The sequence below is a fragment of the Mesorhizobium sp. WSM4840 genome, from assembly GCF_055811755.1.
The window spans coordinates 31,875-58,396 of sequence record NZ_JBVVQD010000027.1; the positions used below are offsets into that span (position 1 = coordinate 31,875).

At 63.2% G+C, this 26,522-nt stretch carries 27 protein-coding genes; 12 read left to right on the forward strand and 15 right to left on the reverse strand.

Annotated features, from left to right (window positions below; genetic code table 11):
- Nucleotides 1-194: 194 nt before the first annotated feature.
- Nucleotides 195-2,021: an ABC transporter ATP-binding protein/permease gene (locus AC0L3I_RS28020; RefSeq protein WP_473529032.1), complete on the reverse strand. Its 1,827-nt coding sequence runs from the start codon at nt 2,019-2,021 to the stop codon at nt 195-197.
- A gap of 119 nt (nt 2,022-2,140) precedes the next feature.
- Complete coding sequence (locus AC0L3I_RS28025) at nt 2,141-2,917, reverse strand: class I SAM-dependent methyltransferase (RefSeq protein ID WP_473488135.1); 777 nt, start codon at nt 2,915-2,917, stop codon at nt 2,141-2,143.
- A gap of 218 nt (nt 2,918-3,135) precedes the next feature.
- On the opposite strand from AC0L3I_RS28025, the gene gloB reads away from it, so the two are divergent.
- Together gloB and AC0L3I_RS28035 are read left to right on the forward strand one after the other, a co-directional pair.
- The gene (gene gloB, locus AC0L3I_RS28030; protein WP_473529033.1) at nt 3,136-3,903 is read left to right on the forward strand and encodes a hydroxyacylglutathione hydrolase; all 768 of its coding nucleotides are present in this window, start codon (nt 3,136-3,138) and stop codon (nt 3,901-3,903) included.
- A 22-nt stretch (nt 3,904-3,925) separates the two neighbouring features.
- Entirely contained in the window at nt 3,926-4,354 is a 429-nt protein-coding gene (locus AC0L3I_RS28035; protein ID WP_473488108.1) for a cupin domain-containing protein, read from the forward strand.
- Nucleotides 4,355-4,521: 167 nt separating this feature from the next.
- On the opposite strand, the gene AC0L3I_RS28040 is transcribed toward AC0L3I_RS28035, so the two are convergent.
- From AC0L3I_RS28040 to AC0L3I_RS28050, 3 genes are read right to left on the reverse strand one after another with little or no spacing between them, the layout of a single operon-like run.
- Nucleotides 4,522-5,190 carry a lysoplasmalogenase gene (locus AC0L3I_RS28040; protein WP_473488107.1) on the reverse strand — a complete coding sequence of 223 codons (669 nt, stop codon included), beginning with the start codon at nt 5,188-5,190 and terminating at the stop codon, nt 4,522-4,524.
- Nucleotides 5,190-6,077, reverse strand: coding sequence for an aromatic amino acid exporter YddG (gene yddG, locus AC0L3I_RS28045; RefSeq protein ID WP_473488106.1), 888 nt, complete (start codon nt 6,075-6,077; stop codon nt 5,190-5,192). Before yddG ends, AC0L3I_RS28040 begins: the two co-directional genes overlap by 1 nt.
- 28 nt (nt 6,078-6,105) lie before the next feature.
- Nucleotides 6,106-6,894: a DUF3108 domain-containing protein gene (locus tag AC0L3I_RS28050; protein WP_473488105.1), complete on the reverse strand. Its 789-nt coding sequence runs from the start codon at nt 6,892-6,894 to the stop codon at nt 6,106-6,108.
- A gap of 257 nt (nt 6,895-7,151) precedes the next feature.
- On the opposite strand from AC0L3I_RS28050, the gene rpmB reads away from it, so the two are divergent.
- The 3 genes from rpmB to AC0L3I_RS28065 all read left to right on the forward strand — a co-directional run bounded on the left by rpmB (nt 7,152) and on the right by AC0L3I_RS28065 (nt 8,995).
- Entirely contained in the window at nt 7,152-7,448 is a 297-nt protein-coding gene (rpmB, locus tag AC0L3I_RS28055; protein ID WP_023797188.1) for a 50S ribosomal protein L28, read from the forward strand.
- Nucleotides 7,449-7,529: 81 nt separating this feature from the next.
- Nucleotides 7,530-8,210: a queuosine precursor transporter gene (locus tag AC0L3I_RS28060; protein WP_473488104.1), complete on the forward strand. Its 681-nt coding sequence runs from the start codon at nt 7,530-7,532 to the stop codon at nt 8,208-8,210.
- Between the two features lie 83 nt (nt 8,211-8,293).
- Nucleotides 8,294-8,995: a spermidine synthase gene (locus AC0L3I_RS28065; RefSeq protein WP_473488103.1), complete on the forward strand. Its 702-nt coding sequence runs from the start codon at nt 8,294-8,296 to the stop codon at nt 8,993-8,995.
- Nucleotides 8,996-9,018: 23 nt separating this feature from the next.
- Here the strand turns inward: AC0L3I_RS28065 and AC0L3I_RS28070 are convergent, their stop codons facing one another.
- The 4 genes from AC0L3I_RS28070 to AC0L3I_RS28085 form a co-directional block, all read right to left on the reverse strand.
- The gene (locus AC0L3I_RS28070; protein WP_473488102.1) at nt 9,019-10,050 is read right to left on the reverse strand and encodes an esterase-like activity of phytase family protein; all 1,032 of its coding nucleotides are present in this window, start codon (nt 10,048-10,050) and stop codon (nt 9,019-9,021) included.
- Nucleotides 10,047-11,948 (reverse strand): cobaltochelatase subunit CobT, encoded by a 1,902-nt coding sequence (gene cobT / locus AC0L3I_RS28075; protein WP_473488101.1) that lies wholly within the window; start codon nt 11,946-11,948, stop codon nt 10,047-10,049. Before cobT ends, AC0L3I_RS28070 begins: the two co-directional genes overlap by 4 nt.
- A gap of 47 nt (nt 11,949-11,995) precedes the next feature.
- Nucleotides 11,996-12,982: a cobaltochelatase subunit CobS gene (gene cobS, locus AC0L3I_RS28080; RefSeq protein WP_258121816.1), complete on the reverse strand. Its 987-nt coding sequence runs from the start codon at nt 12,980-12,982 to the stop codon at nt 11,996-11,998.
- Between the two features lie 122 nt (nt 12,983-13,104).
- Nucleotides 13,105-13,734: a J domain-containing protein gene (locus AC0L3I_RS28085; RefSeq protein ID WP_036262308.1), complete on the reverse strand. Its 630-nt coding sequence runs from the start codon at nt 13,732-13,734 to the stop codon at nt 13,105-13,107.
- A 193-nt stretch (nt 13,735-13,927) separates the two neighbouring features.
- On the opposite strand from AC0L3I_RS28085, the gene AC0L3I_RS28090 reads away from it, so the two are divergent.
- Nucleotides 13,928-14,230: a BolA family protein gene (locus AC0L3I_RS28090; RefSeq protein ID WP_077372975.1), complete on the forward strand. Its 303-nt coding sequence runs from the start codon at nt 13,928-13,930 to the stop codon at nt 14,228-14,230.
- 129 nt (nt 14,231-14,359) lie between these two features.
- On the opposite strand, the gene AC0L3I_RS28095 is transcribed toward AC0L3I_RS28090, so the two are convergent.
- The 4 genes from AC0L3I_RS28095 to AC0L3I_RS28110 form a co-directional block, all read right to left on the reverse strand.
- Complete coding sequence (locus tag AC0L3I_RS28095; RefSeq protein ID WP_473529034.1) at nt 14,360-15,163, reverse strand: alpha/beta hydrolase; 804 nt, start codon at nt 15,161-15,163, stop codon at nt 14,360-14,362.
- A 194-nt stretch (nt 15,164-15,357) separates the two neighbouring features.
- Entirely contained in the window at nt 15,358-16,251 is an 894-nt protein-coding gene (locus tag AC0L3I_RS28100) for an HlyC/CorC family transporter (protein WP_473529035.1), read from the reverse strand.
- Nucleotides 16,248-17,453: a 3-dehydroquinate synthase gene (gene aroB / locus AC0L3I_RS28105; protein ID WP_473529036.1), complete on the reverse strand. Its 1,206-nt coding sequence runs from the start codon at nt 17,451-17,453 to the stop codon at nt 16,248-16,250. Before aroB ends, AC0L3I_RS28100 begins: the two co-directional genes overlap by 4 nt.
- Nucleotides 17,450-18,055 (reverse strand): shikimate kinase, encoded by a 606-nt coding sequence (locus tag AC0L3I_RS28110; protein WP_473529037.1) that lies wholly within the window; start codon nt 18,053-18,055, stop codon nt 17,450-17,452. The genes aroB and AC0L3I_RS28110 overlap by 4 nt, the downstream gene beginning before the upstream one ends.
- A gap of 420 nt (nt 18,056-18,475) precedes the next feature.
- On the opposite strand from AC0L3I_RS28110, the gene AC0L3I_RS28115 reads away from it, so the two are divergent.
- The 5 genes from AC0L3I_RS28115 to AC0L3I_RS28135 all read left to right on the forward strand — a co-directional run bounded on the left by AC0L3I_RS28115 (nt 18,476) and on the right by AC0L3I_RS28135 (nt 22,489).
- A complete protein-coding gene (locus AC0L3I_RS28115; RefSeq protein WP_095493454.1) occupies nt 18,476-18,628 on the forward strand; it encodes a histidine kinase in 153 nt (50 codons plus the stop codon).
- 38 nt (nt 18,629-18,666) lie between these two features.
- The gene (locus tag AC0L3I_RS28120) at nt 18,667-19,584 is read left to right on the forward strand and encodes a site-specific tyrosine recombinase XerD (RefSeq protein WP_473529038.1); all 918 of its coding nucleotides are present in this window, start codon (nt 18,667-18,669) and stop codon (nt 19,582-19,584) included.
- Between the two features lie 99 nt (nt 19,585-19,683).
- Nucleotides 19,684-20,634 (forward strand): acetyl-CoA carboxylase carboxyltransferase subunit alpha, encoded by a 951-nt coding sequence (locus tag AC0L3I_RS28125; protein ID WP_455850115.1) that lies wholly within the window; start codon nt 19,684-19,686, stop codon nt 20,632-20,634.
- A 287-nt stretch (nt 20,635-20,921) separates the two neighbouring features.
- On the forward strand, nt 20,922-22,214 hold the full coding sequence (locus AC0L3I_RS28130; RefSeq protein WP_473529039.1) for a L,D-transpeptidase family protein: 1,293 nt from the start codon (nt 20,922-20,924) through the stop codon (nt 22,212-22,214).
- Between the two features lie 5 nt (nt 22,215-22,219).
- Nucleotides 22,220-22,489, forward strand: coding sequence for a sulfurtransferase TusA family protein (locus tag AC0L3I_RS28135; protein ID WP_473529040.1), 270 nt, complete (start codon nt 22,220-22,222; stop codon nt 22,487-22,489).
- A 156-nt stretch (nt 22,490-22,645) separates the two neighbouring features.
- Here AC0L3I_RS28135 and AC0L3I_RS28140 read toward each other — a convergent pair whose 3' ends face one another.
- A complete protein-coding gene (locus AC0L3I_RS28140) occupies nt 22,646-23,749 on the reverse strand; it encodes a CobW family GTP-binding protein (protein ID WP_473529041.1) in 1,104 nt (367 codons plus the stop codon).
- 4 nt (nt 23,750-23,753) lie between these two features.
- The gene (locus AC0L3I_RS28145; protein WP_473529042.1) at nt 23,754-24,941 is read right to left on the reverse strand and encodes a D-alanyl-D-alanine carboxypeptidase family protein; all 1,188 of its coding nucleotides are present in this window, start codon (nt 24,939-24,941) and stop codon (nt 23,754-23,756) included.
- 371 nt (nt 24,942-25,312) lie between these two features.
- Between AC0L3I_RS28145 and AC0L3I_RS28150 the strand changes: the two genes are divergently transcribed.
- Nucleotides 25,313-26,476 (forward strand): M20 aminoacylase family protein, encoded by a 1,164-nt coding sequence (locus tag AC0L3I_RS28150; RefSeq protein WP_473529043.1) that lies wholly within the window; start codon nt 25,313-25,315, stop codon nt 26,474-26,476.
- Nucleotides 26,477-26,522: the final 46 nt, after the last annotated feature.

The following is a 26,522-nucleotide window of genomic DNA, read 5'->3' on the forward strand; positions in this document are numbered from 1 at the left end:
GTGCGCAGCGGCTTTGGGGTAACGACATGAATAGAAACAGAGGCTTAAAGCGTGTCGCATGAATCTCTTGAATCTCTTCACCGGGACGCGCTTTAAGCGCGTCAAGCATGGGTCCAACGCCGCAGACTTCCGAACGATACCGGCAATCTTTCGCTGCGATCACGGCGAAATAAAGCTTGCCGGCGTATGGCCGGCTACGTCTCTTGGTAGGCTGCGGTGACGGCCGGGGGTGGTTCGATCGCGCCGGCCCTGACACGGACTGGCTTGAGAGCCGGTCGCTCGATGTCTTTCACGATCGCCAATGAGCGTGGAAAGAATTCAATGTTCTGCTGGCCTCGGCCGATGTTGAGGATTGCGGCGTCGGCCAGACGCGCCTCCAGCATCGACAGCACCCGCCTCAGCGTCGCGCCGTCGAACGTGTCCAAGGCCTCGTCGATGATCACCCATTTCGGCTGCCGCAAGACCAGCCGGGCAAAGGCAAGCAGGCGCTGCTCGTCATCGCTCAATTCGCGCTCCCACCGCGCCGAGCGGTCGAGCGAGGACGACAGACGCCCGAGACCGACCTCGGCAAGCACCGCCGAGATCTCGGCGTCGCTAACCGCCGCATCGGCGTGGTCGAGCACTTCGCGCAGCGTGCCGAGCGGGAAATAGGGTTTTCGGGGAACGAAGGCGGGCACCTCTCCGGCCGGCATGCCGATCCGCCCGCTTCCCCACGGCCACAGACCGGCAATGGCGCGAAAGAACAGCGTCTTGCCGGCGCGCGGATCTCCGGTGATCATGACGCGCTCGCCGGCGCGGATTTCGATATGGGGCTCGGCGAGCTTCGTACATCCATCCCGCGACGCGACCTCGAGGTTCTCGAATGTCAGCCTGCCATTCGGGTTTTCGCCGATCGTGATGCGTTCTTCGCTATCGTGCAGCACATCCGTTTCAACGAGCGCGATGCGGAAATCGGCGACGCGCATCAGCGTGGCGCGCCAATCGGCGATACCGCCGATATTGTTGATGAACCAGCGCAACGAGGCATGCACCTGGTTGAAGGCGCCGACTGCCATCATCAGCCCGCCGAAGCTGATATCGCCGGCAAAATAGACCGGCGAGGCGACGAGGATCGGCGCGACGACAGTGATCCAGCCATAGGTATCGGTCACCCAGGAAAGATTGATCTGGGCGCTGTAGATGCGCCGCATCGCGCCCAGCACCGTGCCGAGGTCGAGCTCGAGCCGTCGTCTCGCGTCGGCCTCGCCGTGCGCAAGCGCGATGGCATCGACATTCTCGTTGACGCGGACAACCGAGGAGCGCAGCTCCGCTTCACGCGTATAGCGGTCGCTGTTGAAGCGGATGAGCGGCCGTCCGACCAGCCAGCTCAGCCAGGAGGCCGTGCCGGCATAGAGGATCGCGGCCCACACCATGTAGCCCGGAATGGCCAGCGAATAGCCGCCGATATGGAAGACGAAGCCCGAAGACAGCGACCATAGGACGCCGACGAACGAAACAAGCAGAATGAACGACTGCAACAGCCCTATGCCGAGACCGGTGGAAAGATCGGAGAGATGCCCGGCATCCTGCTGCAGGCGCTGGTCAGGGTTGACGCCGATGGCGCCGGCGTTGGCGAGCCGGAAGGCGCGGGCCGGCCGCATCCATTCACCGATCAGATCGAGGGTCAACGCCTCGCGCAGCTTCAGCCGGATCATCTGGTCGAGCCAGGTCTGGCCGACATTGAGCACCACGAGCCCGCCGGCGATGGCGGCAAAGACCAGAAGCTGGTGCAGGAAGCCCTGCATGTCGCGCCGAGCCAGCGCATCGTAGAAGGGCTCGTTCCAGCGATTGAGCAGAACCTGCCCGATCGAGGTTGCCACAATGACGGCGACTATGCCGACGCAGGCCCAGAGCAGGTGTTTGCGGATCGGCGAGGTCCCCAGCGCCAGCTTGATGGTCGCCAATTGGTCACGCAGGCTGCTGGTTTCGATCGACGCGGCAACCGGCTTGGCGCTGGCTTCGACATCCGGATAATCAGCCATTGGTGAAGTCCTTGAATTCGGAAGCGGTGCTGGAACCGATGAACATGTCGACTCAATCGGGTACCTAACCCGCCCTCGACAGATAGGTGAGAAAAACTGCGATTCCGATCACGAACATGTCATCGACGGCCCGGCAATGTTGCGTTCCCGGTCGGCGATATCCGGCCGAGCCTTGTGGCGCCATGCGGCGAGAAAACCGGCACGAAGACGCGGCGAGAGGCGCGCTGGACGACCGGCACGCCCTGATAGAGCCGCTTCTGCGCCTCGACCACGATGACGCCGGAAAAGATCGGCCAGAACCTGCGGCCGGCGCGCTCCAGCACATTGTGGAACTGCATCATGAAGCGTCGCCGCGATGGCGGGAAGAACAGGGCGTCGGACCAGGCCGCGGGCGTGAAGTTTGCTTCGCGCAGCAATTCGGTGAGCTGGCCGCGCGAAAACGGCCGGCCGCTGCCGAACGGCGTATGCTCGAAACGGGCCCAGACACCGCGCCGGTTGGGCACGACGATGACGACGCGGCCGGCGGGCGACAGCACCCGCCAGATTTCGTTCAGCGTCTCGCGCGGGTTCTCGGCATGTTCGAGTGAATGGACGAGCAGCATGCGGTCGATGGAGGCATCGACCAGCGGCAATTCCTCATCGAAGACCAGTGCGGTCGCGGTCGGCCCCGTAGCCGGCCAGACCACCGCGCCTTGCGTTGCCGGCATGAAGGCAAAGACGCGCTCGGCGTCGGTGCCGAACCGCTCCAGCCACGGCAAGGTGTAACCAAGGCCGACCAGCCGCTCATTGGGCACGACAGCCCATATCGAGGACAACGCCATGGTGATCGAGCGTTCTGCCAATCGCCCGAGCGTGGTCGAATAGAAGGAGCGAAGGTCGACGATATCGGAATGCATGCGCGGGACGGTATCTTCGATGCTGTCCAAGTTCAACAAAGGCGCCAAGTTCTACAAACGCGGATGACATCCGCGGGCAAGCGCCCTATGTCTGCGGCGACTACTGCATCGGCCCGAAATCGGTTTCGATTTCGGAAAGCACGATGCAGCAGATAAAAAGTGTTAGAGCGTCCTTTGTGCGTCCAACTGGGCGCACGGCGCACTAGTGGAGAGACGCCATGCCGGTTGAAATCGAACAGTTCATGTGCCGCAGCGACAATTTCGGTGTGCTGGTGCATGACCCGAAAAGCGGCCAGACCGCGATCATCGACGCGCCCGAGGAGGCGCCGATCCTGGCCGCGATCGAGCGTACCGGCTGGACGCCGACGATGATCCTGACCACCCATCACCATGTCGACCATGTCGAGGCCAATCTGGCGCTGAAGGAGCGGTTCAAGCTGCGCATTGTCGGACCGGAAGCGGAAAAGGCAAAAATCCCCGGCATCGACGAAACCGTCGAGCAAGGTTCGGTCATCCACCTCGGCGACGAGAGGATCGACGTGATCGCCACGCCCGGCCACACGGCAGGCCATGTCTCCTATCATCTGCCTGCATCGAAAGTGGCGTTCACCGCCGACACGCTGTTCGCGCTCGGCTGCGGCCGGCTGTTCGAGTGCAAGCCGCCGGTGATGTACGATTCGTTGAAAAAGCTCGCGGCACTTCCGGCCGAGACGGTCGTTTATTGCGGCCATGAATACACGCTCTCCAACGCCCGCTTCGCGCTGACCGTCGACCCGACCAATTCGGCATTGAAGGAGCGCGCTGCGAAAATCGAGGCGCTGCGCGCCGACGGCAAGCCGACGCTGCCGACCACGATCGGCGAGGAACTGTCGACCAATCCGTTCCTGCGCTGGCACGACCCGGCAATCCGCAAGCATCTCGGCATGGAGAAAGCCTCCGACGCCGAAGTGTTCGCCGAAATTCGCAAGCGCAAGGACAACTTCTGAGCACCATGACGTACTGGAAATCGTGACCAGTTCCGCCGAAATCATCGCAACGCTCGGCCTGAAACCGCATCCGGAAGGCGGCTGGTATGCCGAGACCTTCCGCGATGGCGCGGAGGGCGCGCGCGGGCATTCGACCGCGATCTATTTCCTTTTGGAGCAGGAGCAAGTGTCGGCCTGGCACCGCGTCAAGGACGCGGCCGAGGTCTGGCACTTTTACGCCGGCGCTTCGCTGGAGCTGTCGATGCACCGGGAAAACGGACCGGTGATCGAGCAGGTGCTCGGCACGGCATTGGCGGCGGGCGAGCGGCCGCAGATCGTCGTGCCGGCAGGCTGGTGGCAATCGGCACGCAGCCTGGGCGAGTGGACGCTGGTCGGCTGCACCGTGGCGCCAGGCTTCGATTTCGCCGCCTTCGAACTGGCAGCACCGGGCTGGCAGCCGGGAACGCCCTAGCTATGTCGAGATTCAGGTCAGGCCGAGCCGGAGTCGAAGACGGATGCGAAGCGACCAAACAGGTGGATTCCGAGAACCGGAACGGGGCGTAACGTTTGGGAATATGAGTACGGGAAGCGCAGGAAAACCCCCGTTTGCAGGCCCGCATCACTTGAATATCGACCTCCCTAACCCAGCAGGAAACCCATCGTGATCGCCAGCTGGGCGGCGTAATACAGCATCCAGACCGCGTGGCGCGTCCAGGCGCGGTGCGGCGAGATGGCGCTCAGCAGGAACTTTTCCGAGGCGAGCAGCCCGTCGGACGCCATGAACAGCGCGGCGCCGCAGATGATCCAGAAATTGCTCAGGGTGAGGGCTGAAATCGCCATGGCGAGGATTGCCGCGATATAGACGCCGACCGGAAGGCGCAAGGCAGGGCCGACACGGCGCCAGAGCGCAAAAAGCATGGCGAGCGCGAACACGGCCATTGCCACAGCAATCGCCGCGCGCCACGGCTCGGCCGAGAGCAGCCCGACCCCGTCGCCGAAGCGCAGGAACAGCGCGATGTAAAGCCCATGCGCAACGAGAAAACTGGCCAGCCCGCCGAGAAAAGCCTTTTCACCCTCGCGTGACAGCAACGCGTCGCCGATGGCGCTGAGCGTCAGCGCCGCTACGAGCAGCCACGGACCGCCCTGCAGCGATGCCAGCACGCCAAGCATTGCCACGGCGAGCGTCTTGACCGCAGAACGCGCAAGCGTCGGCGGCATGTCGATGGTGAAGACGTAGATCACCGCCGCCACCAGCGAAAACAGCAGCGTCGCATTGGCGTTGGCGTCGATGCCGCCGGGAAACGGCATCACGCCTCTGCCTCGCTCGCAGCCCTCTTGCGCAAGAACAGCGATTTCGCCGCAAGGGCTGCCCCGCCGGTTATCAGCACGCAGGCGGCGAGTATCCGCAGAGACGGCTCGGCGAAACCGGCTGATATCAGCACCAGCGTCGACAGCAGCGGCGCGGCATAGCTCGCCGCGCCCAGCACCTGGATGTTGCCGCGCTTGACGCCGATATCCCAGGCGTAGAAGGCCGCGCCCACCGGCATCAGGCCGAGGCCGAGCACGGCCAGCCACTGGCCGGCGCCGACAGGCAGCACCGTCTGTTCCAGCATGAGATGGCAGACAAGCGAAAGCGCTGCCGTAGCCGCACAGAACCAGGTGACGATGCTGGTCGGCACCGACGGAAAGCGGCGCGACAACAGCGAATAGTACGACCACAGCACGGCGCAGACGCCGGCCATTGCATAGCCGAAGGCATAGCGTGCGTCGAAGGCAAGCCCGCCACCCTTGGTGACGATCAGGACAGTGCCGGCAAGGCCGAGCAGCGCGCCGACGACATGGTTCCAGGCCAGCCGCTCGCCCGGCATCAGCGCCGATCCGAGCACGATCAGCAGCGGCCACAGATAGGCGATGAGGCTCGCCTCCACCGCCGGCGCGTTGCGCAGCGCGGTGAAGTAGAAGAAGTGATAGCCGAACAGGCCGGCAATGCCGATCAGCCACACTTGCGGCGGTATCTTCTCGCTGCTGTCGGTGGCCGGCGTGAACAGCCGCGCGACGAGCCCGACGCCGGTGCCGATCGTGAAGGTGATCGCCGAAAGCAGGAACGGCGGCACCGCGCCGGAGGCGTCCGTAAGCAGCGCCAGCAGCGCCCACATGGCGATCGCCGAGAAGCCGATCAGTGTTGCGCGCCCCATGTCCGTCTCCGGCGGCGCGCGATCGCGCCTATTCTGTCGCTTCGAACCGCTCCGCGCTGACGGTGAGGGTGCCGATTTTCGTACCGACCGTGGCGTGGATCGGCGCATATACGCCGGTTTGGCCGACCGGTGCAAACGTCACCATGATGCGGCTGCGATCCTTCAGGTACTTCAAAGCTTTGCGGTTCTTGCGGTAACCCGCCACTGGCTCAAAACCCAGCCTGCAAGTGACGGTATCGCCCTCGTAGCCGCGCACCGAGGTCGAGCCTTTCGACTCGTAGGTCAGCGTCAGATTGGCACGCATCTCGCCGTCATAGAGTTTCACCGTGCGCCCGCAGACCTTGTCGAGGCTATCGGCATGGATGACGGTGGCGGCCATCGGATCAAGCACCGATGCGAGATGGCCGGCGCCCAGCGGTATCCAATTCTTGGGATTGCGCTTCTTCGGCGCAGGCACGACCTTCGTCGCGATAACGGCGCCATTGGCGAACTGGATATCGATCATCGACGCCTTCTCGCCCGACTTGTAGTCGGCGTGGAACGCTTGCGGCTGCAATTGCTTGCCCGAAATCTTGCCCTTTGACGAGATCGTGCCACGTGTGTCGTCGAAGATTGTGGCTAGGCCGGCGCTGGAGACGCTGCCGTCGATCGAATAGGTATCGCCTTCGTAACTGCTGGAAAAGGTTGCCTTTGCCACCGAGAGGCCGAGGATCGACACCGTATACTCGCCCTTGAAGGATTGTGGCGTGGCAGCAGACGCTGCCGTCGGCAGCGCGACGGCAAGCGAGGCAAGGAGAGCATGAGACGAACGAAGCATGGCGGGGATTGATCCTCGATTTTTCAGCGGAAGCGGACAACTCCGGCCTAGTATCTCCTTGTGCGACCGCTTATAGGCTGAATTCCGGCCTTTATGTGAAAGGCGTCGTCACACCCGCGCGCAAGCCGGAGCTTGACGCATCGGCGAAATGCAACTATGGAACGCCAACTTTTTCCATAAGGCCGCCTGACCGAAACCGCGCGCCACCCGGCGCGGGTCGAATGTTTGGCCAGACCGAGAACTGAAGGTTTAGAACCATGTCCCGCACCTGCGAACTCACTGCCAAGGCAGTCATGTCCGGCAACAATGTGAGCCACGCCAATAACAAGAGCAAGCGTCGCTTCCTGCCCAATCTCGTCAATGTGACGCTGATCTCGGAAGCGCTGAACCAGAATGTGCGCCTGCGCATTTCGGCCAACGCGCTGCGTTCGGTCGAGCACCGCGGCGGCCTTGATGCGTTCCTGGCCAAGGCCGACGCCAAGGAGCTGTCGCAGCGCGCGCGCCTGCTGAAGAAGCAGATCGCCAAGAAGCTTGCCGAACAGCCGGCCGCTTAATTTTTCAGGCAACCGCCTTCCAAGGAGTGTCGTCCGAACTCGGCATGACACCCCGCTGGTTCCATTACCCAGGATAAAAAAATGAGTTTTTTCTCCCGATATCTGCCCTTTGTTGCGGCCATGGCGCTTGTCGTGGTGGCGTCGAACATCCTCGTGCAGTTCCCGCTGCAAGGTGCGATCGGCGGCTTGTCGCTGGCCGACATTCTGACCTGGGGCGCCTTCACCTATCCGTTCTCCTTCCTGGTCACCGACCTTGCCAACCGCCGTTACGGTCCGGCCGTGGCGCGCCGGATCGTGTTTGTCGGCTTCACGGCGGCGGTGATCTGCTCGGTCGTCATCCCGCCCTTGCTGTTCCGCTACGGTCTGATCGAGTTCGAAACGGCCGCCGACCGGCTGGTGCGCATTGCGGCGGCTTCCGGCACCGCGTTCCTGATCGCGCAATTGCTCGACGTGACCGTGTTCAACCGGCTGCGCCGGCAGAGCTGGTGGCGGGCGCCGATCGTCGGCACGCTGGTCGGCTCGGTATTCGACACCGCCGTGTTCTTCACCGTCGCTTTTTCCGCGGCTTTCGCCTTCGCTGGCCCGAACGATGGCTTCGCGCTCGAAACAGCGCCGCTGATGGGCGTGCTGCCGGTCGAGGCCATGCGCTGGGTGTCATGGGCGCTCGGCGACCTCGGCGTGAAGCTGATCATCGCCGTGGTGGCGCTGATCCCCTACCGGCTGCTTGCCGCCCGCTGGAGCCAGCCGGCACTGGCGGCATAGAGCATGATCCCTGAAAGTGGGAACCGGTTTTTGCTATCGCTGACCTTCGGTTCGGAAAAGATCATGCTCACAGGTTCTCGAGCATGATCCCATGGGTCCAGCTCGATACCGCGCAAACGCCTGACGGCGACCACGAGCTTCGCCTGAAACAACGCGGCGCCGAATTCTCGATCATGCTCGGCTCGAACGAGCTGATGAACAGCCGCCTCAGCGGCTCCGAGGAAGCGCTGGCGAGGCTATCCTGCCAAAGGATTGCCGGCCGCCGGCAAGCCAAAATCCTGATCGGTGGACTGGGCATGGGTTTTACGCTGCGCGCCGCCCTTGCCGAGCTTGGCACCGATGCCGGTATCGTTGTCGCCGAGTTGGTGCCCGCCGTCGTGGCGTGGGCGCGCCGCCCGATGGCGGCGGTGTTCGGCGGCTGTCTCGACGATCCGCGCGTGACTGTTCGCGAAATGGATGTCGGGCAGCTCATACGATCGGAAGCCTCGGCCTGGGATGCCATCCTGCTCGACGTCGACAACGGTCCGGAAGGGATCGTCCACCAGGCCAACGATGCTCTCTACAGTATAGCCGGGCTGATCAGCGCGAGAGCAGCGCTCAAGCCCGGCGGCGTTCTGGCGGTCTGGTCACAGGGACCCGACAGCGGCTTTGCCCGCAGGCTCAAGCAGGCAGGCTTCGCGGTCGAGGAAGTCAAGGTCCGCGCCAATGGCAAGCGCGGCGCGCGCCACGTCATCTGGATCGCGACCAACGGACCCCGGCCTGCGGCAACCGGCGCGAAGCTGTAGAGCCGTCCCTTGCCGACCGCCTCTCAATCCTCGTGCAGCACAAATTCCAGGTAGAGATTGCGCTGCAGCATCGAGTGGTTGTCGTCGGAGATCAGCGACACCATCAGCGCGCCGTCGTCGCGGGTCCAGACGTCTAGCCCTTCCATGTTGTCGATCTGGTAGCTCATGTCGGCTTCCATCAGCACCGGCCCGTCGGCAACGGCGCCCTTCTCAACGCTCTCGCCATAGATGCGCCGCAGCCGGATCTTGACGCCGCGGGCCATCGAATAGCTGCGCTCCAAAAGCAAGAGGTCGCCGTCCGGCAGGAAGGCGCCGTCGGTGATATCGAAATCGCCGTTGCGCTTAACGGTGAAAACGCCTTTGTGCGGCCCTTCGATAACAGCCGCATAGATGTTGCCTGATTTGTCGAGGCTCTTTTCCGAGACCACGACCAGGCCGCCTTCGTGCTGCCCGTGAGGATTGGCGTGGGTGATGGTCTCAAAGCCACGATTCCGTCGGAGCTCCCAGGCAGGAACCAGGAAGTCGAGCTGCCTGAACGGCGGCTTCATGTCGCCCGGTTCGATCTTGAACTGTGCAATGCGGTGATCGCGCTCGAAGCCGACTGTGGCAATGCCGTCCTTGACCGCAAGCCCTTCGGCGTCGACCTGCCATTTCTCATCGATCACATGGCCCGCCTCGTCGGCCATCTGCTGCATGCGGAAATTCCGAATGCCGGACGGGCGCTTGTCGGCATCATGGGTAACCGTGCCGAAGAACCAGAAACCGGTGTCGGCGACGCCGATAAAATCACTGCCGGGCTTGAGGAAGCGAAACGCCGACAGCGCGCCGAAATCGCGTGACGGCGAGGTCATTTCCAGCCCGCCGACGAATTCGAGCGGGCCGAACCGCTTCTCGTCACGGCCGATGTGAAACCGGTCTATCGGCCGTGCCGAGATTTCGATCGGCTCGACCGAAGCGGTGCCGGCGGCGATGCAAGGCGACAGGGCGATGCCGGCAACGAAAAGCGCTGTGGCGGCGAAAAGCGTCTGCCGAAAGCCGCCCCGCGAAAAAATCATCCGGCGCGCCGTATGCCGCCGCCGCTTCGCGCGTCCCGCGCACTTTCCTCGCCAAACAGCGAGGCCAGTTGCTCGGTCATGGCGCCGGCCAGTTCCTCGGCATCGACGATGGTGACGGCGCGGCGATAATAGCGGGTAACGTCGTGGCCGATGCCGATGGCCAAAAGCTCGACCGGCGAGCGCGTCTCGATCAGTTCGATCACCGCGCGCAGATGCCGTTCGAGATAGTTGCCCGGATTGACCGACAGCGTCGAATCGTCGACCGGTGCGCCGTCTGAGATCATCATCAGGATCTTGCGCTGCTCCGGCCGGGCGATTAAGCGGTTGTGCGCCCAAAGCAGCGCCTCGCCGTCAATGTTTTCCTTGAGCAGGCCCTCGCGCATCATCAGGCCGAGATTGCGGCGCGCCCGCCGCCACGGATGGTCGGCGGATTTGTAGATGATGTGGCGCAGATCGTTGAGCCGGCCGGGATTCGGCGGCTTGCCTTCCTTCAGCCATTTCTCGCGTGCCTGCCCGCCCTTCCAGGCGCGGGTGGTGAAGCCGAGAATCTCGACCGAAACGCCGCAGCGCTCCAGCGTGCGCGCCAGAATGTCGGCGCAGGTAGCGGCGACAGTGATCGGCCGGCCGCGCATCGAGCCCGAATTGTCGAGCACCAGCGTCACCACCGTGTCGCGGAATTTGGTGTCACGTTCCTGCTTGAAGGACAGCGGCTGCATCGGGTCGATGACGACGCGCACCAGCCGCGCCGGATCGAGATAACCCTCTTCGAGGTCGAAATCCCAGGACCGGTTCTGCTGCGCCATCAGGCGGCGCTGCAGCCGGTTGGCCAGCCGGCCGACAACGCCCGACAGGTTGGCAAGCTGCTTGTCAAGGAAGGCGCGCAGCCGATCTAATTCCTCTTCCTCGCACAGGTCCTCCGCACCCACCGTTTCGTCGAAGGCGGTGGTGAAGATCTTGTAGTCGATCTCCTTCGACAGATTGGTGAAGGGATTGTCGTTGCGGCGCGCCTCGCCGGGTGTCTCGGCATCGGCGTCGTCATCATCGGACAGGTCGTCGGCGGTGGCATCGGATGCCTCCGTCTCGGCCGATTGCTCGTCGTCGGACGACGCCTCGGTATCGTCGGACTGCGACTGCTCGGAGCCGGAATCGTCCTCGCCGCCCTCCTCGCTCTGGTCCTCGCCTTGCGGCTGGTTTTCGTCATTGTCCTCGGCGTCTTCGGTCTCCTGGTCGTCGCCGAGTTCCTCGGCCATTTCCATGGAAGCCAGCATCTCGCGCACGACGCGGGCGAAAGCCTGCTGGTCGTCGAGCTTTGCCGACAGCCCGTCGAGATCGGCACTTGCCTTCTCCTCGACCCACGGGCGCCAGAGGTCGACCAGCCGCTCGCCGCTCTTCGGTACGGCGCGGCCGGTCAGCTTTTCGCGGACCATCAGGGCCAGCGCTTCCTCGATCGGCGCATCGGCCTTGTCCTTGACGTCGATGAGGTTGGCCCTGGCGTATTTGTCCTCGAGCATCGAGCCGATGTTGTCGGCGACGCCCTGCATGGCGCGGGAGCCGATCGCCTCGACGCGAGCCTGCTCGACCGCATCGTAAATGGCGCGGGCCTGTTTGCCCTCCGGCGCCAGCCTGGTGTGGATGCGCGTGTCGTGGCAGGCGCGCTTCAACGCCATGGAATCGCCTAGCCCGCGGGTGATGGCGATGTCGGCCTTGGACGCTTTCTTCGGCAGTTCAGGCAGCCGGGCGCGGCTGCCGGCGAGCGCCGGCCGATCCTTGGCGAAACCGACTTCGAGGTCCTTGTCGCCGGCAATCGCGCGCATGCAGACGGTGACGGCGCGCTTGAAGCTGTCGGCTTCAGAACCCGTCTTCGACTTGTTGCGCGTGTTGTCGCCCGGACCCGCCATCGATCATTCCTTGGAGCATGACCCCGAAAATCGGAATCGAGCCATGCTTAGCCCAGCACCACGTTCGCTGCGCTCTCCGGCAGGTCCTGGCCGAAGGCGCGCTGGTAGAACTCGGCGACCAGCGAGCGTTCCAGCTCGTCGCATTTGTTGAGGAAGGTCAGCCTGAACGCCATGCCGATATCGCCGAAGATCTCGGCATTCTCGGCCCAGGTGATGACAGTGCGCGGGCTCATGACAGTCGACAGGTCACCATTGATGAAGGCCGAGCGCGTCATGTCGGCGACACGCACCATCTTGTTGACGATCTCCTTGCCCTTGCCGTCGCGATAGTGCTTGGCCTTGGCCAGCACGATATTCACCTCGTTGTCGTGCGGCAGATAGTTCAGCGTGGTGACGATCGACCAGCGGTCCATCTGCGCCTGGTTGATCTGCTGGGTGCCGTGATAGAGGCCGGTGGTATCACCGAGACCGACGGTGTTGGCGGTCGAAAACAGCCGGAACGCCGGATGCGGGCGGATGACCCGGCTTTGGTCGAGCAGCGTCAGCCGGCCGGACGATTCCAGCACGCGCTGAATGACGAACATCACGTCCGGACGGCCGGCATCGTACTCGTCGAAGCACAGCGCGACATTGTGCTGGTAGGCCCAGGGCAGGATGCCGTCGCGGAATTCGGTGATCTGCAGCCCTTCCTTGACGACGATGGCGTCTTTGCCGACGAGGTCGATGCGGCTGACATGACTGTCGAGATTGACGCGCACCATAGGCCAGTTGAGGCGGGCGGCGACCTGCTCGATATGCGTCGACTTGCCGGTGCCGTGGTAGCCCGACACCATGACGCGACGGTTGTAGGCAAAGCCGGCGAGGATCGCCATCGTCGTGTTCTTGTCGAACAGGTAGTCCGGGTCGATGTCGGGCACATGCTCGCTCGTCACCGAATAGGCCGGCACCACCATCTTGGACTCGAAGCCAAATTTCTCCTTCACCGGCACAGTGGTGTCGGGCAGGTTGGCGATGTCGCGATCGACCTTGTTCATCGTATCAACGTCTCCACGGGCGAAACGCCTGATTTCGCCGGCAATCGATTTTGTCCGGGGGCGGTCTTAAAGCCTTTTCCAACCTTATGAAAGTTTGAAAACGACACGAACCGTAAGGTCGCTCAGCACAATCCTGCCTGCTTGAGCACGCGATAGGCCTGGAGCACATCGCGGAACCGGTCTTCCGAACCTCTGTCGCCGCCATTCGCATCCGGATGGTGGCGTTTCACCAGTTCCTTATACCGCGCCTTGATGTCCTTGCCAGTCGCCTTTGTATCAAGGCCAAGCGTTTCCAGCGCCTTGGCCTCAAGCGGCTTGGCCTTGCGCTCGCGGGCTTCGCGCGGATCCTTCGGACCTTTGAACAGGTCGAACGGATCGCGCATGCGGTTGTAGTAGCCGGCGCGGCCGGAACGCTGCTGGGCGAAATCGGGCGAGGAGCGCGTCGAGGCACCGTTGACGCCCATCTTCCATGTCGGCCGGTGGCCGGTCATCGCTTCCTTCTGGAAGCGGGCGATCTCGGTATCGGGGACACCGGAGAAATAATTGAAGCCCTTGTTGTACTCGCGCACATGATCGAAGCAGAACTGAAAATATTCGCCCTCTTTCATGCGCCCGACCGGCGCGCGATGGGTGCCAGCCTCCTTGCACCCGTCCCACTGGCAGATCGGCGAGCGCGACTTCAGCTCCGCATCCTTCTCCGGGCGGATGCGGATTTTCTCGAAATATTTGGGATACGGTTTCATCTCACCCATTTATGGGCTGTTCGCCGGTGCGAAACAAGAATTGACATTTTCGCGATGATCGCCCTAACCGCTGAATCGCGGCATAAAGCGGGCGATCGGCGAATTTTGTCGCGGAGGCGGCACCGCGCGTCCTTCTGGACGCGCAAAGGGCACCGATTTTCTGGGGTCATGCGCCAGCCATATGTGGTGAAGGGAAGTACGAATGTCCATACAGTCAACGATGGAAGGCAAGTTGAAGAAGGCGTTCTCGCCGGAGCGGCTGGTCATTATCAACGAAAGCCATCTCCATGCCGGCCATCACCATCAGGACTCCGATCATCACGGTACCTATGACGGCACCGGTGAGACGCACTTCCGCGTCCGCATCGTCTCCTCGGCCTTTGCCGGCATGAGCCGCATCGAGCGCCACCGCGCGGTCAACGCATTGCTGGCCGACGAATTGAAGGCTGGTGTCCATGCGCTGGCGATCGAGCCGGCCGCGCCGGACGAAAAGACCAGGTGGTAGGCATTAGAACAATTCCAGGAAAAGTGTGAAACGGTTTTCCCGGGAAAAGCGCATAGCGCTTTCCCTAGGGAATTGCGCAAAAACAAAGAGATAGAGCGGTTCGGCGTTTCCGTGAAACGATGAACCGCTCTATCCGAGCGCTGCCTTCAGGAAAATCATCACCGCACGCGTCAAGGCGTCGCCTTCGTCGCCGAAATCGCGATTGATCGACATGTGCGAATAGGCGGTGCCGTCGAACAGTGTCACCTCCGTTCCGGTCGCCCGCAGGCGCTCGGCGAAGGCCCGTGAGACTGCCGCACGACCCGCTGCGCGCGAATAGGCGATGAAGGTCGGCGGATGTTTGCGGCTCCCGACATGGGTGGCAGGCGACAGTGCGCGCCACTGCGCCGGGTCGGGAAAGGCCCGGGCATAGGCCGGTGTCATGCCGCCGTTCCTCGCAAGCGCCTCCAGATCATAGGCCCTGGTATCGTTCAGAACCAGCGCCGCGACGCCGGGCAGACCGCCGCGCAGCCCGGTCAGTGCGGCGAGATGGCTGCCGGCCGAATGGCCCATCACCGCTATCCGGTTCGGATCGCCGCCATATCTGGCGATGTCGGCGCGCACATAGCGATATGCCTGCTCGACATCGTCGGCCTGGGTGGCGACATCGGCCTTAGGCAGCATTCGGTAGTCGATCGAGACGAAGCAGAAGCCATTGTCGAGCAGGAAGGCCGGCTTGACGTTGACGTTGGTGCGATTGCCGGCCCGCCAGGCACCGCCATGGATGAAAAGGACCACAGGCAGGGAGCTTGCGCCATCGCGCGAGTAGACGTCGAGCCTGGCCGGTCCGTAGTCGAAGGTTTGCGGAGACGGCGAGCGCCGGCGCGATGCCGCCGCAGCGCTGGCCGGCAACAAAGCCATCGACATCAAAAGCAGGGTTCGCCGATCGATCACCGTCGTCTCCAGACAGCCCAGTCGAAAGTGCACGCCGGCGCGGCGAGCGTCCAGTCAAGGATTGGTTAGCCGGGACAGAACCTACCAGAACTAATGCGTGTCGCCCAAAAGTGCGCAGCGGTTTTGGGACAACGACATGCATAAAAATAAGAATTTAAAGCGCGTTGCGTGAATCTTTTCAGACGCCACGCGCTTTAAATGTCGCCGGCCGGCCTGATCCTCAGCCTTGCGATCCGGTTCTTGTCGCGCTTCATGACGACGAAGCGCTTGCCGTGAAAGGTGAAAGCCTGCTTCTCGTCCGGAATCAATTGCGTCTCGTGGATGACGAGACCGGCAATGGTGGTGGCTTCTTCGTCCGGCAGGTCCCAGTCGAGCGCCCGGTTCAGGTCGCGGATCGACACAGTGCCGTCGACGACAACGGAGCCGTCGGCTTCCTGCTTGACGCCCTGCATATCGATATCGTGCTCGTCGGCGATCTCACCGACGATCTCCTCGATGATGTCCTCCAGCGTCACCAGCCCCTCGACCTCGCCATATTCGTCGACGACGATGGCGAAATGCGCCTTGCGGCGCAGAAAGGCGTTGAGCTGTTCCTGCAACGTCGTGGTGTCGGGCACGAACCACGGTTTTGTCGCGATCTTCATCACGTCGATCTGGGAAAAGTCGTTGCCGACATCGTTCAGCGCGCGCAGCAGATCCTTGGCATGCAGCACGCCGACGATGTTGTCGAGCGAGCCCTTCCACAAGGGCATGCGGGTATGCGGGCTCTGCAGGATCTCGCGCACCACCGCTTCCGGCGGATTGTCGGCATTGACCGAGCGCATGTTGGTGCGATGGACCATGACATCGGACACTTCGAGCTTATCGAGATCGGACAGGCGACCGATGCGGGCGCGATCCTCGCGCACCACCTGGCCGTCGCGACGAAAATCGTCGACGGCGCCGCGCGATTCATCATGGTTCGAATGCTGCGGCTCGATGCGCTGCAATTCATAGCCGAAGGCGGCGAGCAGGCGCGCGCGAAAGGCGAAGGCGAGCAGGCCGAGCCCGGCCAGGACAGCAGCGACAATCCAGCCGCCCTCGTTCATCCCGGTCGGCCTCTCTGCTGACCCAGGCGGCTCTTCTGCTGACCCGGGCGGCCTTTCGGCTGACCCGGTCGGCTTTCCTGCTGACCCGGATGGTTCTCCCTCAGAAACGACAGCACTTCCGACGCCGGCACATCCCTGGCGATGAAGGCCTGGCCGATGCCGCGCGTCAGGATGAAGGTCAGCGCGCCGCGCGACACCTTCTTGTCCTGGGTGATGAAGGCGAGCAGCGCCTCGGCATCAGGCAATTCGCCCGGGATGTCGGCCATGCGCCAGGGCAGGCCAACCGCGCGAAGATGCGTCTCGACGCGCGCCGCATCGTCGGGACTTGCCAGGTTGAGGCGTGACGAAAAGCGATAAGCCAGCGCCATGCCGATGGCGACTCCCTCGCCGTGGACAAGACGGGCGCTGTCATATCGGGTGGCGGCCTCGAGCGCATGGCCGAACGTGTGGCCGAGATTGAGCAGCGCGCGGTCGCCGGTCTCGAACTCGTCGCGGGCGACGACATCGGCCTTGGCGCGGCAGGCTTCGGCGATGGCCTCGGCTCGCTCCGGGCCGCCGGCAAACACTTTGCCCCAGTTTTGCTCCAGCCAGGCGAAGAAGTCGGGGCGATCGATGAGCCCGTATTTGGCGAGTTCGGCGTAACCCGCTCTGAATTCCCGGATCGGCAGCGTGTCGAGCACTTCGGTGTCGGCCAGCACCAGTTTCGGCTGATGGAAGACGCCGACGAGATTCTTGCCGCGCGCGCTGTTGATACCGGTCTTGCCGCCGACGGAAGAGTCGACCTGCGCCAGCAGCGAAGTCGGGATCTGCACGAAATTCATGCCGCGGCGCACGATGCCGGCGGCAAAGCCGGTCAGATCGCCGATGACACCGCCGCCGAGCGCGATGACGACATCGCCGCGCTCAAGCCTTGCGGCGAGCACGCCGTCCACCACCTCCTCGAGATGCGCGAAACTCTTGGTTTTTTCCCCAGCCGGCAGTGTGATGACGGCAGGCTGGATGCCGCCTTTTTCGAGGCCGGCCTTCAACGTTTCGAGGTGTGCTGCGGCGACATTGACGTCGGTGACCACCGCGGCGCGCGTGCCTGGCAGGCGGCGCGAAATCTCGGTGCCCGCGCGCAAAAGCAGGCCGGAGCCGATCAATATGTCATAGGCACGATCGCCAAGCCCGACTTCGACGGTGACTGTCGCATTGATGCTCACGACCGCACCTCGCCTGTCGCGGCTGCAACGCCGAAATGCCCGCAAAGCGCGCTCACCACCTCGGCCGCAATGACCTCCTTGCGATCGTCGCGGGTCGGCACGGTCACATCGGCGGCTGCGTAGACCGGATAGCGCTCGGCCATCAACCGCTCGATCACGGCGCGGGGATCGGCGCTTTTCAGGAGCGGCCGGTTCTGCTTCTTGGAAACGCGGTCCATCAAGAGGTCGATCTCGGCCTTTAGCCATACCGACACGCCATGGCCGGCAATGGCCTCCCGCGTCTGCGCACTCATGAAGGCGCCGCCGCCCGTCGACAGCACCTGCGGACCGTGTTCCAGCACACGCAGGATGACGCGCTGCTCCAGCGCCCGGAACTCGGTCTCGCCATAGCGTTCGAACAATTCCGGGACGCTCATGCGCGACACGCTTTCAATCTCCTGATCGCTGTCGATGAAAGGCAGTCCCAGGATCGCCGCCACCTTGCGGCCGATCGCCGTTTTGCCGGCGCCCATAAGGCCGACAAAGACGATGGAACGGCTGCCCAGCCGGCCGAGCAGCGCGGCATGGCTCTCATCAGGAGGATTTGCTGGTAACGCGTTCATGACACCATGATGTTTCTAAGAGACCGTTTGGAAATCTACTCTGGCGGCCATCTGATGGCGTTTCCTGCGCTTCCGGTGCTCTCGGACCCAAATGTCCGCTGCGCGCCGGTTCTCGAAACCACCACCATATGACTCGCCAGAGCGAATTTCGAAACAGTCTCTAAGCAGGTTCCGCAAAAGTGTCCCACGGTTTCGCGACAAGAACCTGCGACAAGCCAAAGAATCCAAGCAGGCATTCGTGGGCCAGCCCACGAATGCCTGCTTAGGCCCTCTTTGCCGGCGTATCGACATCAAAAGCCTGATTGCGTCAAGCGTGGCGCGGCCGCGCATCATCCGAGCTTGGCCCTTGAATTGGCCGGATTGGCGTCTCATAAGGGCACAGGGTTTGGAAACGCAGAACAACAAGACGGGCGAGAATTGATGCCGACACTGTTCCGCTTTGTCGTGACGCTCACGATTCTGGCCGGCATTGTCTATGGCGCGATGTTCGCTCTGGCGATGTTCGTCGAGCCGAGAAAGGCCGAAATGAGCGTACGCATTCCTCCCGAAAAGCTGAATCCCCAAAAAAACTGAATCAAGAAAAACTGAATCAAGAAAAACTGACCCGAGAAATGAACAGCGCGGCTCGCATCGAAGCCTTTCTGGAAATGATGAGTGCCGAGCGCGGCGCTGCCGAAAACACGCTTTCCAGCTATCGCCGCGACCTCGAAGACGCGTCAGTCGGGATCGACGGCGGGCTCGCGGGTGCCGCCGCCGCCGATATCCGCGCCTATCTCGACGATGTCGCCGCGCGCGGTTTTGCCGCCACCTCGCAGGCACGCAAACTGTCGGCGATCCGCCAGTTCTTCAAGTTCCTCTATGCTGAAGGCCTGCGCGGCGACGACCCGACCGGAACCCTGGACAGTCCGAAGAAAGGCCGGCCGCTGCCGAAGACGATGAGTGAGGCCGCCACCGGCCGACTGATCGACCGTGCGGCGCAAGAAGCAGCTGACGCCTCGCTGAACGATGGCAACAGCCTGGCGGCGTTGCGCCTGCATGCGCTGGTCGAGGTACTCTACGCCACCGGCCTGCGCGTCTCCGAACTGGTCGGCCTGCCGATGACGGTGGCGCTGCGCGACGATCGTTTCTTCATGGTGCGCGGCAAGGGTGACAAGGAACGCATGGTGCCGCTGTCGACAAAGGCGCGCACGGCGATGCGGGCCTGGCTCGCTGCCCGGGCAACGGTGCCGGCTTTCGCAGATAGCCCGTTCCTGTTTCCGGCAGCAAGCGACAGCGGCTATCTCTCCAGGCAGGTTTTCGCCCGCGACCTGAAGGGCCTTGCCGCGCGGGCCGGCATCGCCTCGGCGAAAATATCGCCGCATGTGCTGCGCCATGCTTTCGCCAGCCATCTCCTGCAGAACGGCGCCGATCTCAGGGCCGTGCAGCAGTTGCTTGGCCATGCCGATATTTCAACGACGCAGATTTACACGCACGTGCTGGAGGAGCGGCTGGTGCGGCTGGTCAACGATCATCATCCGCTTGCCGACTAGGCGTCATATCGCTATGTGAGGACGACGTTCCACCGCCCGGAGCCTCTATTTCCCAGGTTCCGTCAGTCTTTGCCTCCCGGCTTATCGGTCCGCTCAAGAATGTACAATTACCTCGATTTCGAAAAGCCGGTTGCCGATCTCGAAGGCAAGATTGTCGAGCTGAAGAAGCTCGCCGAGAATGGCGAGGCGGTCGATGTCGGCGATGAGATCAGCCGTCTCGAGAAACGCGTGCGCGACGCATTGCGCGACACTTATAGGGCGCTGACCCCGTGGCAGAAGGTGCAGGTGGCGCGGCATCCGGACAGGCCGCATTGCGTCGACTACATCAAGGGCCTGTTCAACGATTTCACGCCGCTTGCTGGCGACCGCAATTTCGGCGAGGACCAGGCGATCGTCGGCGGCTTCGCCCGCTTCCGCGGCGAGCCGGTCGCGATCATCGGCCAGGAAAAGGGTTCGGACACGGCCAGCCGGCTGAGGCATAATTTCGGCTCGGTGCGGCCGGAGGGCTACCGCAAGGCGGTGCGGCTGATGGAACTCGCAGACCGCTTCAATATCCCGTTGCTGACGCTGGTCGACACGGCTGGCGCCTACCCCGGCGTCAATGCCGAGGAGCGCGGCCAGGCGGAAGCCATCGCCCGCTCGACCTCCGCCTGTCTCGGCCTGAAGGTGCCGTCGATCTCGGTGGTCATCGGCGAAGGCGGCTCAGGCGGTGCCATCGCGATCGCCACCGCCAACCGCGTCTACATGCTCGAACACGCCATCTATTCGGTGATCTCGCCGGAGGGCGCCGCCTCGATCCTGTGGCGCGACACCACCCGCTCGAAGGATGCGGCGACCAATATGAAGATCACCGCCCAGGATCTTCTGGAGCTGAAGATCATCGACGCCATCATTCCCGAACCGCTCGGCGGCGCCCATCGTGGCCCGGAGACGGTGATTGCCGCGACCGGCGATCTCATCGCCAAAACAATGAAGGAATTCTCCGGCGCCAACACCGATTTTCGTGAGCAGCGCCGCGAGAAGTACCTGGCCATGGGGCGAAACCTCTAGACCATGATCCCAAACCGAAGGTCAGCGTAGCAAAAAGTGGGTACCGGTTTTCGGAAAAGATCATGGTCAAACAAGAAGCTTCAGGCCGTCCGATTTCTATCGGACGGACCGCCAGACTGTTTCGGCGCTGCAATGTGGCGAGATTGAGCACTTCCGCCACAAAAATGCCGCTGCGCTCGTTTCAATCAGATTGCCGTAAGGTCCGGCGCTTGCGGTAAGGAATTTTCAAGGTTAACGGACTTAGGGTTGCGGCGCTGATGCCTGCGGCCGAAAGAAAAGACATAGCCATGTTTGCCAAGCTTGCCCGCACCGGACTTCTGATTGCCGCGTTAGGCGTCGCCGGCTGCACCGATTCTTCGATGAAGGATTTTGCCCCCCAGGCCAACAAGCCGCTGCCCGACAAGATCCTGGCCAGCTTGAAGGCCAAGGGCATGACCCGCACCTCGCCGGTGATGGCCCGCATTTTCAAGGAAGAGGGCAAGCTCGAGATCTGGAAGGCCAAGACCAACGGCCGCTATGACCTGGTCGCCAGCTACGACATCTGCAAATGGTCGGGCAAGCTGGGTCCCAAATACACCGAAGGCGACCGCCAGGCGCCGGAGGGCTTCTATACGGTCCGTCCGGCGCAGATGAATCCGCGGTCGAGCTACCACCTTGCCTTCAACATCGGCTATCCCAACGCCTACGACCGCGCCAATGGCCGCACCGGTTCCCATCTGATGGTCCATGGCGCCTGCTCGTCGTCGGGCTGCTATTCGATGACCGACGCACAGATCGAGCAGATCTACGCCTTCGGCCGCGATGCCTTCCAGGGCGGGCAGACCGAGTTCCAGATCCAGGCCTTTCCGTTCCGCATGACCGCCGCCAACATGGCGCGTTATCGCAAAGATCCGAACTACGAATTCTGGAAGATGCTGAAGGTCGGCTACGATAATTTCGAAATCACCAAAGTGCCGCCGAAGGTCGATGTCTGCGAGAAGCGCTATGTCTTCAACCAGGTCGCGGCTGACGGCGCGACCTTCGATCCGGCCGGCGCCTGCCCCGCGACGACGCAGCCGGATTCGCTGAAGAGCGCCTTCAATGCCTATCAGAGCACCTACGAAGCGGCCTTCAACGGCGCGGTCAAGGCCAGCGTTCCGGCGCCCAAGCCGACCATCGCCGGCATCAAGGAAGCCAGCATCGTCTCCGAGTGGTCGAAGAAGCGCGCCCGTGGCGAACGCGTGCCGATCGATCCGCCGTCGTTCAACGCTGACGGCTCGGTGACCGAGACGGCGCGCATGGGCCGCATCGATTCGCCGGCGGGCCGCAAGATGGCCGCGCTCGACGCGGAAAAAGCCGCCAAGCAGAAGGCCGAGGAGCAAAGGCTTGCGGCGATAGAGGCAGCCAAGGCCGAGAAAGAGGCGGCCAAGGCTCAGGCTCTGGCCGAGAAGGAAGCTGCCAAGACCGCCGCAGAAATGCCTGTCGTCACCGCCACCGTAGCGCCATCGCAGGCCGCCCCGGCAGTCGAAACGCAGGCTGCGGACGCCGAAAGCACGGCGACAAGGTTGAAGAAGAAGCTGCTCGGCATGTTCGGCGGCTGAGGTTCATGCCTGCACAAGAAGATGGGGGCCAGGAAGTCAGGCCCTCAACCGCCGCCGTCTACGACCTCAAAGGCCTGAACTGCCCGTTGCCGGTGCTCAAGGCAAAAAAGCGGTTGGCCTCAATGCAGCCGGGCAGCCGCCTGTGGCTCGAAACCACTGACCCCCTCGCCGTCGTCGACATTCCCGCCTTCTGCGCCGAGAGCGGCCATCATCTGATCGAAACGGCAGCGACATCAGGCGGCCATCGCTTTCTCGTCGAGCGCGGAGCGGGATAATCTCCCCCCTCGAGGGGGAGATGTCGCCGAAGGCGACAGAGGGGGTCGCCGCGCGTAAAGCGCCAACCTTGATCTGCCGCAGGAGGCCGCGTCCGGTCGCGCCGACCCCCTCTGGCCTGCCGGCCATCTCCCCCTCAAGGGGGGAGATTGGCAGCTTCACAGACGCCCGGCGATGGCCAGCGGGTTGTTTTCCAGCGCTGCGCGGTCCGGCGTGTCGATCGATGGCCGGTTGGTGAAGGCGGCAAACAGCCGGCGGACGTAGTCTTCCGGCATGTCGAGCGTGATCAGCACCAGCCTTGTGCCGCGTTGACCGTCCGGCCAGGACGGCAGCCGCGCCGGCGGGTGCAGGATCTTCTGGACGCCGTGGACGACCAGCGGCCGTGATGGGTCTTCCAGCAATTCGATGACGCCCTTCATGCGCAGCAGGCGCTCGCCATGCGCCGATCGCAACAGGTCGAGGAACATCTCGATCGCCGAAAACGGCACCGGCCCGTCATGAACCAGCGAGTAGGCGCGCACGCGGGAATCGTGCCGATGATCGTGCTCATGGTCGCCGTGGTCATGATCGCCATGGTGATCATGGGCGGCTTCCTCGCCCAGCCAGCGCCGCACGTCGGCGGACTTGGTGGCCGGGTTGTAGAGGCCGCAATCGAACAGCGCCGCTACATCGGTCCTTCTGTCACCCGCATCGAGCAGCTCGGCACCCGGATTGATCTGCCGCAGCCGGGCCCGCAGGGCCTCGACGTCGCGCGGATCGGTGGCCAGATCGACTTTCGTCACCACGATGCGGTCGGCGACCGCCACCTGCTTCACCGCCTCGACATGGCCGTCGAGCGTCGCATTGCCGTTGACCGCGTCGACCAGCGTGATGACGCCATCGAGCCGGAAGGCATGCACCAGCGCCGGATGCGCCATGATCGACTGCAGCACCGGCGCCGGATCGGCGAGGCCGGTGGTTTCGATGACGACACGGGCAAGCCGGGCGATGCGGCCGGTCTGCAGCCGGTCGACGAGATCGGCCAGCGTGTCGACCAGTTCGCCGCGCACCGTGCAGCAGAGACAGCCGTCGGAAAGCTGGATGATGCCGTCGGAGGCCTGTTCGACCAGGAGATGGTCGATCGCCACCTCGCCGAACTCGTTGATGATGACCGCGGTGTCGGCAAGCGCGGGATCCCTGAGCAGCCGGTTGAGCAGCGTCGTCTTGCCGGCGCCGAGAAAACCGGTCAGCACCGAGACGGCGATGGGAAAGCCGCTGCTCATCAGGCTAGTTCACGGCCTTGGCGGGCTCCCGGGCCGCAGTGGCGGAACCGATCACTGCCGGCTCGGCGCCGGGCGGCGGCGGCAGGTCGGGCCGCCAGCTCGGCAGCGGCACGTCGGCATATTCCCGGCCCGATGCATCGAGCATGGCCTTCGGCTTCGGCCCGGTGGCGCCGCCAAGGCCGACGGCGACCAATGTCGGCACATGGTCGAGCTTTTTCCGATAAGGAGATTTTGGCGCATTCTTGTCGCCGACAGTGACAGCTTCCGACTGCTCCTTAGCCGGCTTCTTCCTGCAAATCTCGTCATTCAGGTTGTTGACCGATGTGGTGTCGCCATAGGAAGGCAGCGCCGCCACCGTCAACCAGCCTGGTGTCGGCGTGGCAAAGCCGTGGTCGAGCAGCCTGGCGACGGTCTCGGCGCGGGTGACGGCCGACTTCTCGCCAAGCACCACCGCCACCAGCGTGCGCCCGTCGCGTGTTGCCGAGCCGATCATGTTGAAGCCCGAGGGACAGACGAAACCGGTCTTCATGCCGTCGGCGCCGGGATAGCGGCCGATCAGGAGATTGTAATTCGCGATCTGCTTCTTGCCGACGGCCAGGCCCTCGATTGAGAACCATGGCGCATATTGCGGAAATTCCGTGCGGATCGCCATCACCAGCAAGCCGAGGTCGCGCGCCGTCGTATACTGGTCCGGCGAAAACAGCCCGTTCGGGTTGACGAAATGCGTTCCGGTCATGCCGAGCCGGCGCGCCTCGGTGTTCATGCGTTCGGCGAAAGCGGCCTGCGAACCGCCGATGTTCTCGCCGACGGCCATGGCGACATCATTGGCCGATTTGACCAGCATCATCTTCAGCGCGTTGTCGAGCCGCATGACCGAGCCCGGCTTGAAGCCCATCTTGCTCGGCGGCTCGCCGGCGGAACGCTTCGTGACCTTGATCGGCGAATCGAGCTGGACCTCGCCCGCGGCAATCGCACGAAATGCCACATAGGCGGTCATCAGCTTGGTCAGCGAGGCAGGATACCAGCGCTTGAAAGCCTCCTGGTGCTGGAGAATCTTGCCATTCCCCAGGTCGAACACGATCGTCGGATTGGCGAGAGCCGGTCCGGCCAGCACCGGAAGCGCCACGGCGCCCGCCAGCAATAATGCATGTCGCGCAAAAGTGTGCAGCGGTTTTGCGATAACGACATGCATAAACCAACGTGCATGTCGCGCAAAAGTGCGCAGCGGTTTTGCGATAACGACATGCATAAAAACAACAACGCTAAAGCGCGTCGTCGCATGAGGCCGGTCAAACGCGACGCGCTTTAGTTTGAGGAAATGCCTGTACCGCATGGTGGAATCCGAAATCGCCTCTTGCCGCAGTCGCCTCTGGCTCCGTAAGATTTGTTACGCGATCGCCAGCATGGTGATCCGGCCCCTATCCGGATCGCAATCTTGCGGTGCTATTTAGCCTATGTGACGTCAACATGGCAAAGTGCCTGAATGACAATTGTAAAACAGCAGGCACAATTTGCAAAGCAGCAGGCAGAGCCCGTCTGCTCCAACAGCGAGATGGAACCATCATGCCGATCCTGAACCGCGCCGCCGAAATGCAAGACGAGGTCGCCGGCTGGCGCCGCCATCTGCACCAGACGCCGGAGCTGAATTTCGACGTCTTCAAGACCGCCGCCTTCGTCACCGACAAGCTGAAGGCCTTCGGTTGCGACGATGTGGTGACCGGCCTCGGCAAGACCGGCGTCGTCGGCATCATCCGCGGCCGACTGGGCGAAGGCACGAGCATCGGCCTGCGCGCCGACATGGACGCGCTGCCGCTCAACGAGATCACCGGAAAACCCTACGCCTCGACCGTTCCGGGCAAGATGCACGCCTGCGGCCATGACGGACACACCGCGATGCTGCTCGGTGCTGCCAAATACCTTGCCGAGACGCGCAATTTCGCCGGTTCCGTTGCGGTGATCTTCCAGCCGGCCGAAGAAGGCGGCGGCGGCGGCAACGAGATGGTCAAGGACGGCATGATGGAGCGCTTCGGCATCTCCAAGGTGTTCGGCATGCACAACATGCCGGGCCTGCCGGTCGGGCAATTCGCCATCAAGCCGGGCCCGATCATGGCGGCGACCGCCGAATTCACCATCACCGTCAAGGGCCGGGGCGGGCATGCGGCGATGCCGCACGGCACGATCGACCCGATCGTCATCACCAGCCAGCTCGTCGGCGCGCTGCAGACGATCGCCTCGCGCAGCACCGATCCGGTCGAGGCTGTCGTGGTGTCGGTGACGAAGTTCCACGCCGGCGACGCCTACAACGTCATTCCCGAGAGCGCCGAGATCGCCGGCACCGTGCGCACGCTGAAGGGGGAGGTCGCCAGGAAGGCTGAGCAGCGTGTGCGCGCCATCTGCGAGGGCGTGGGCGCGGCCTTCGGCGCAACGATCGAGGTCGACTACAACGCCAATTATCCCGTCACCTTCAACCATCCGGAGGAGACGGCCTTTGCCAGCGACGTCGCGGCTGATGTCGCCGGCGAGGCCCATGTCCACCGCGCCATCCAGCCGGTGATGGGCGGCGAGGATTTCTCCTATATGCTGGAGGCGCGGCCCGGCGCCTTCATCTTCATCGGCAATGGCGACACCGCCGGTCTCCACAATCCGGCCTACGACTTCAACGACGAGGTCATCCCGCACGGCATGAGCTATTGGGTGAAGCTCGCGGAGGCGGCGCTGGCCGCCTGATGCATACAAAGCCTACTCTCGGGCTTGCCCCCATATAGGGTAGGGC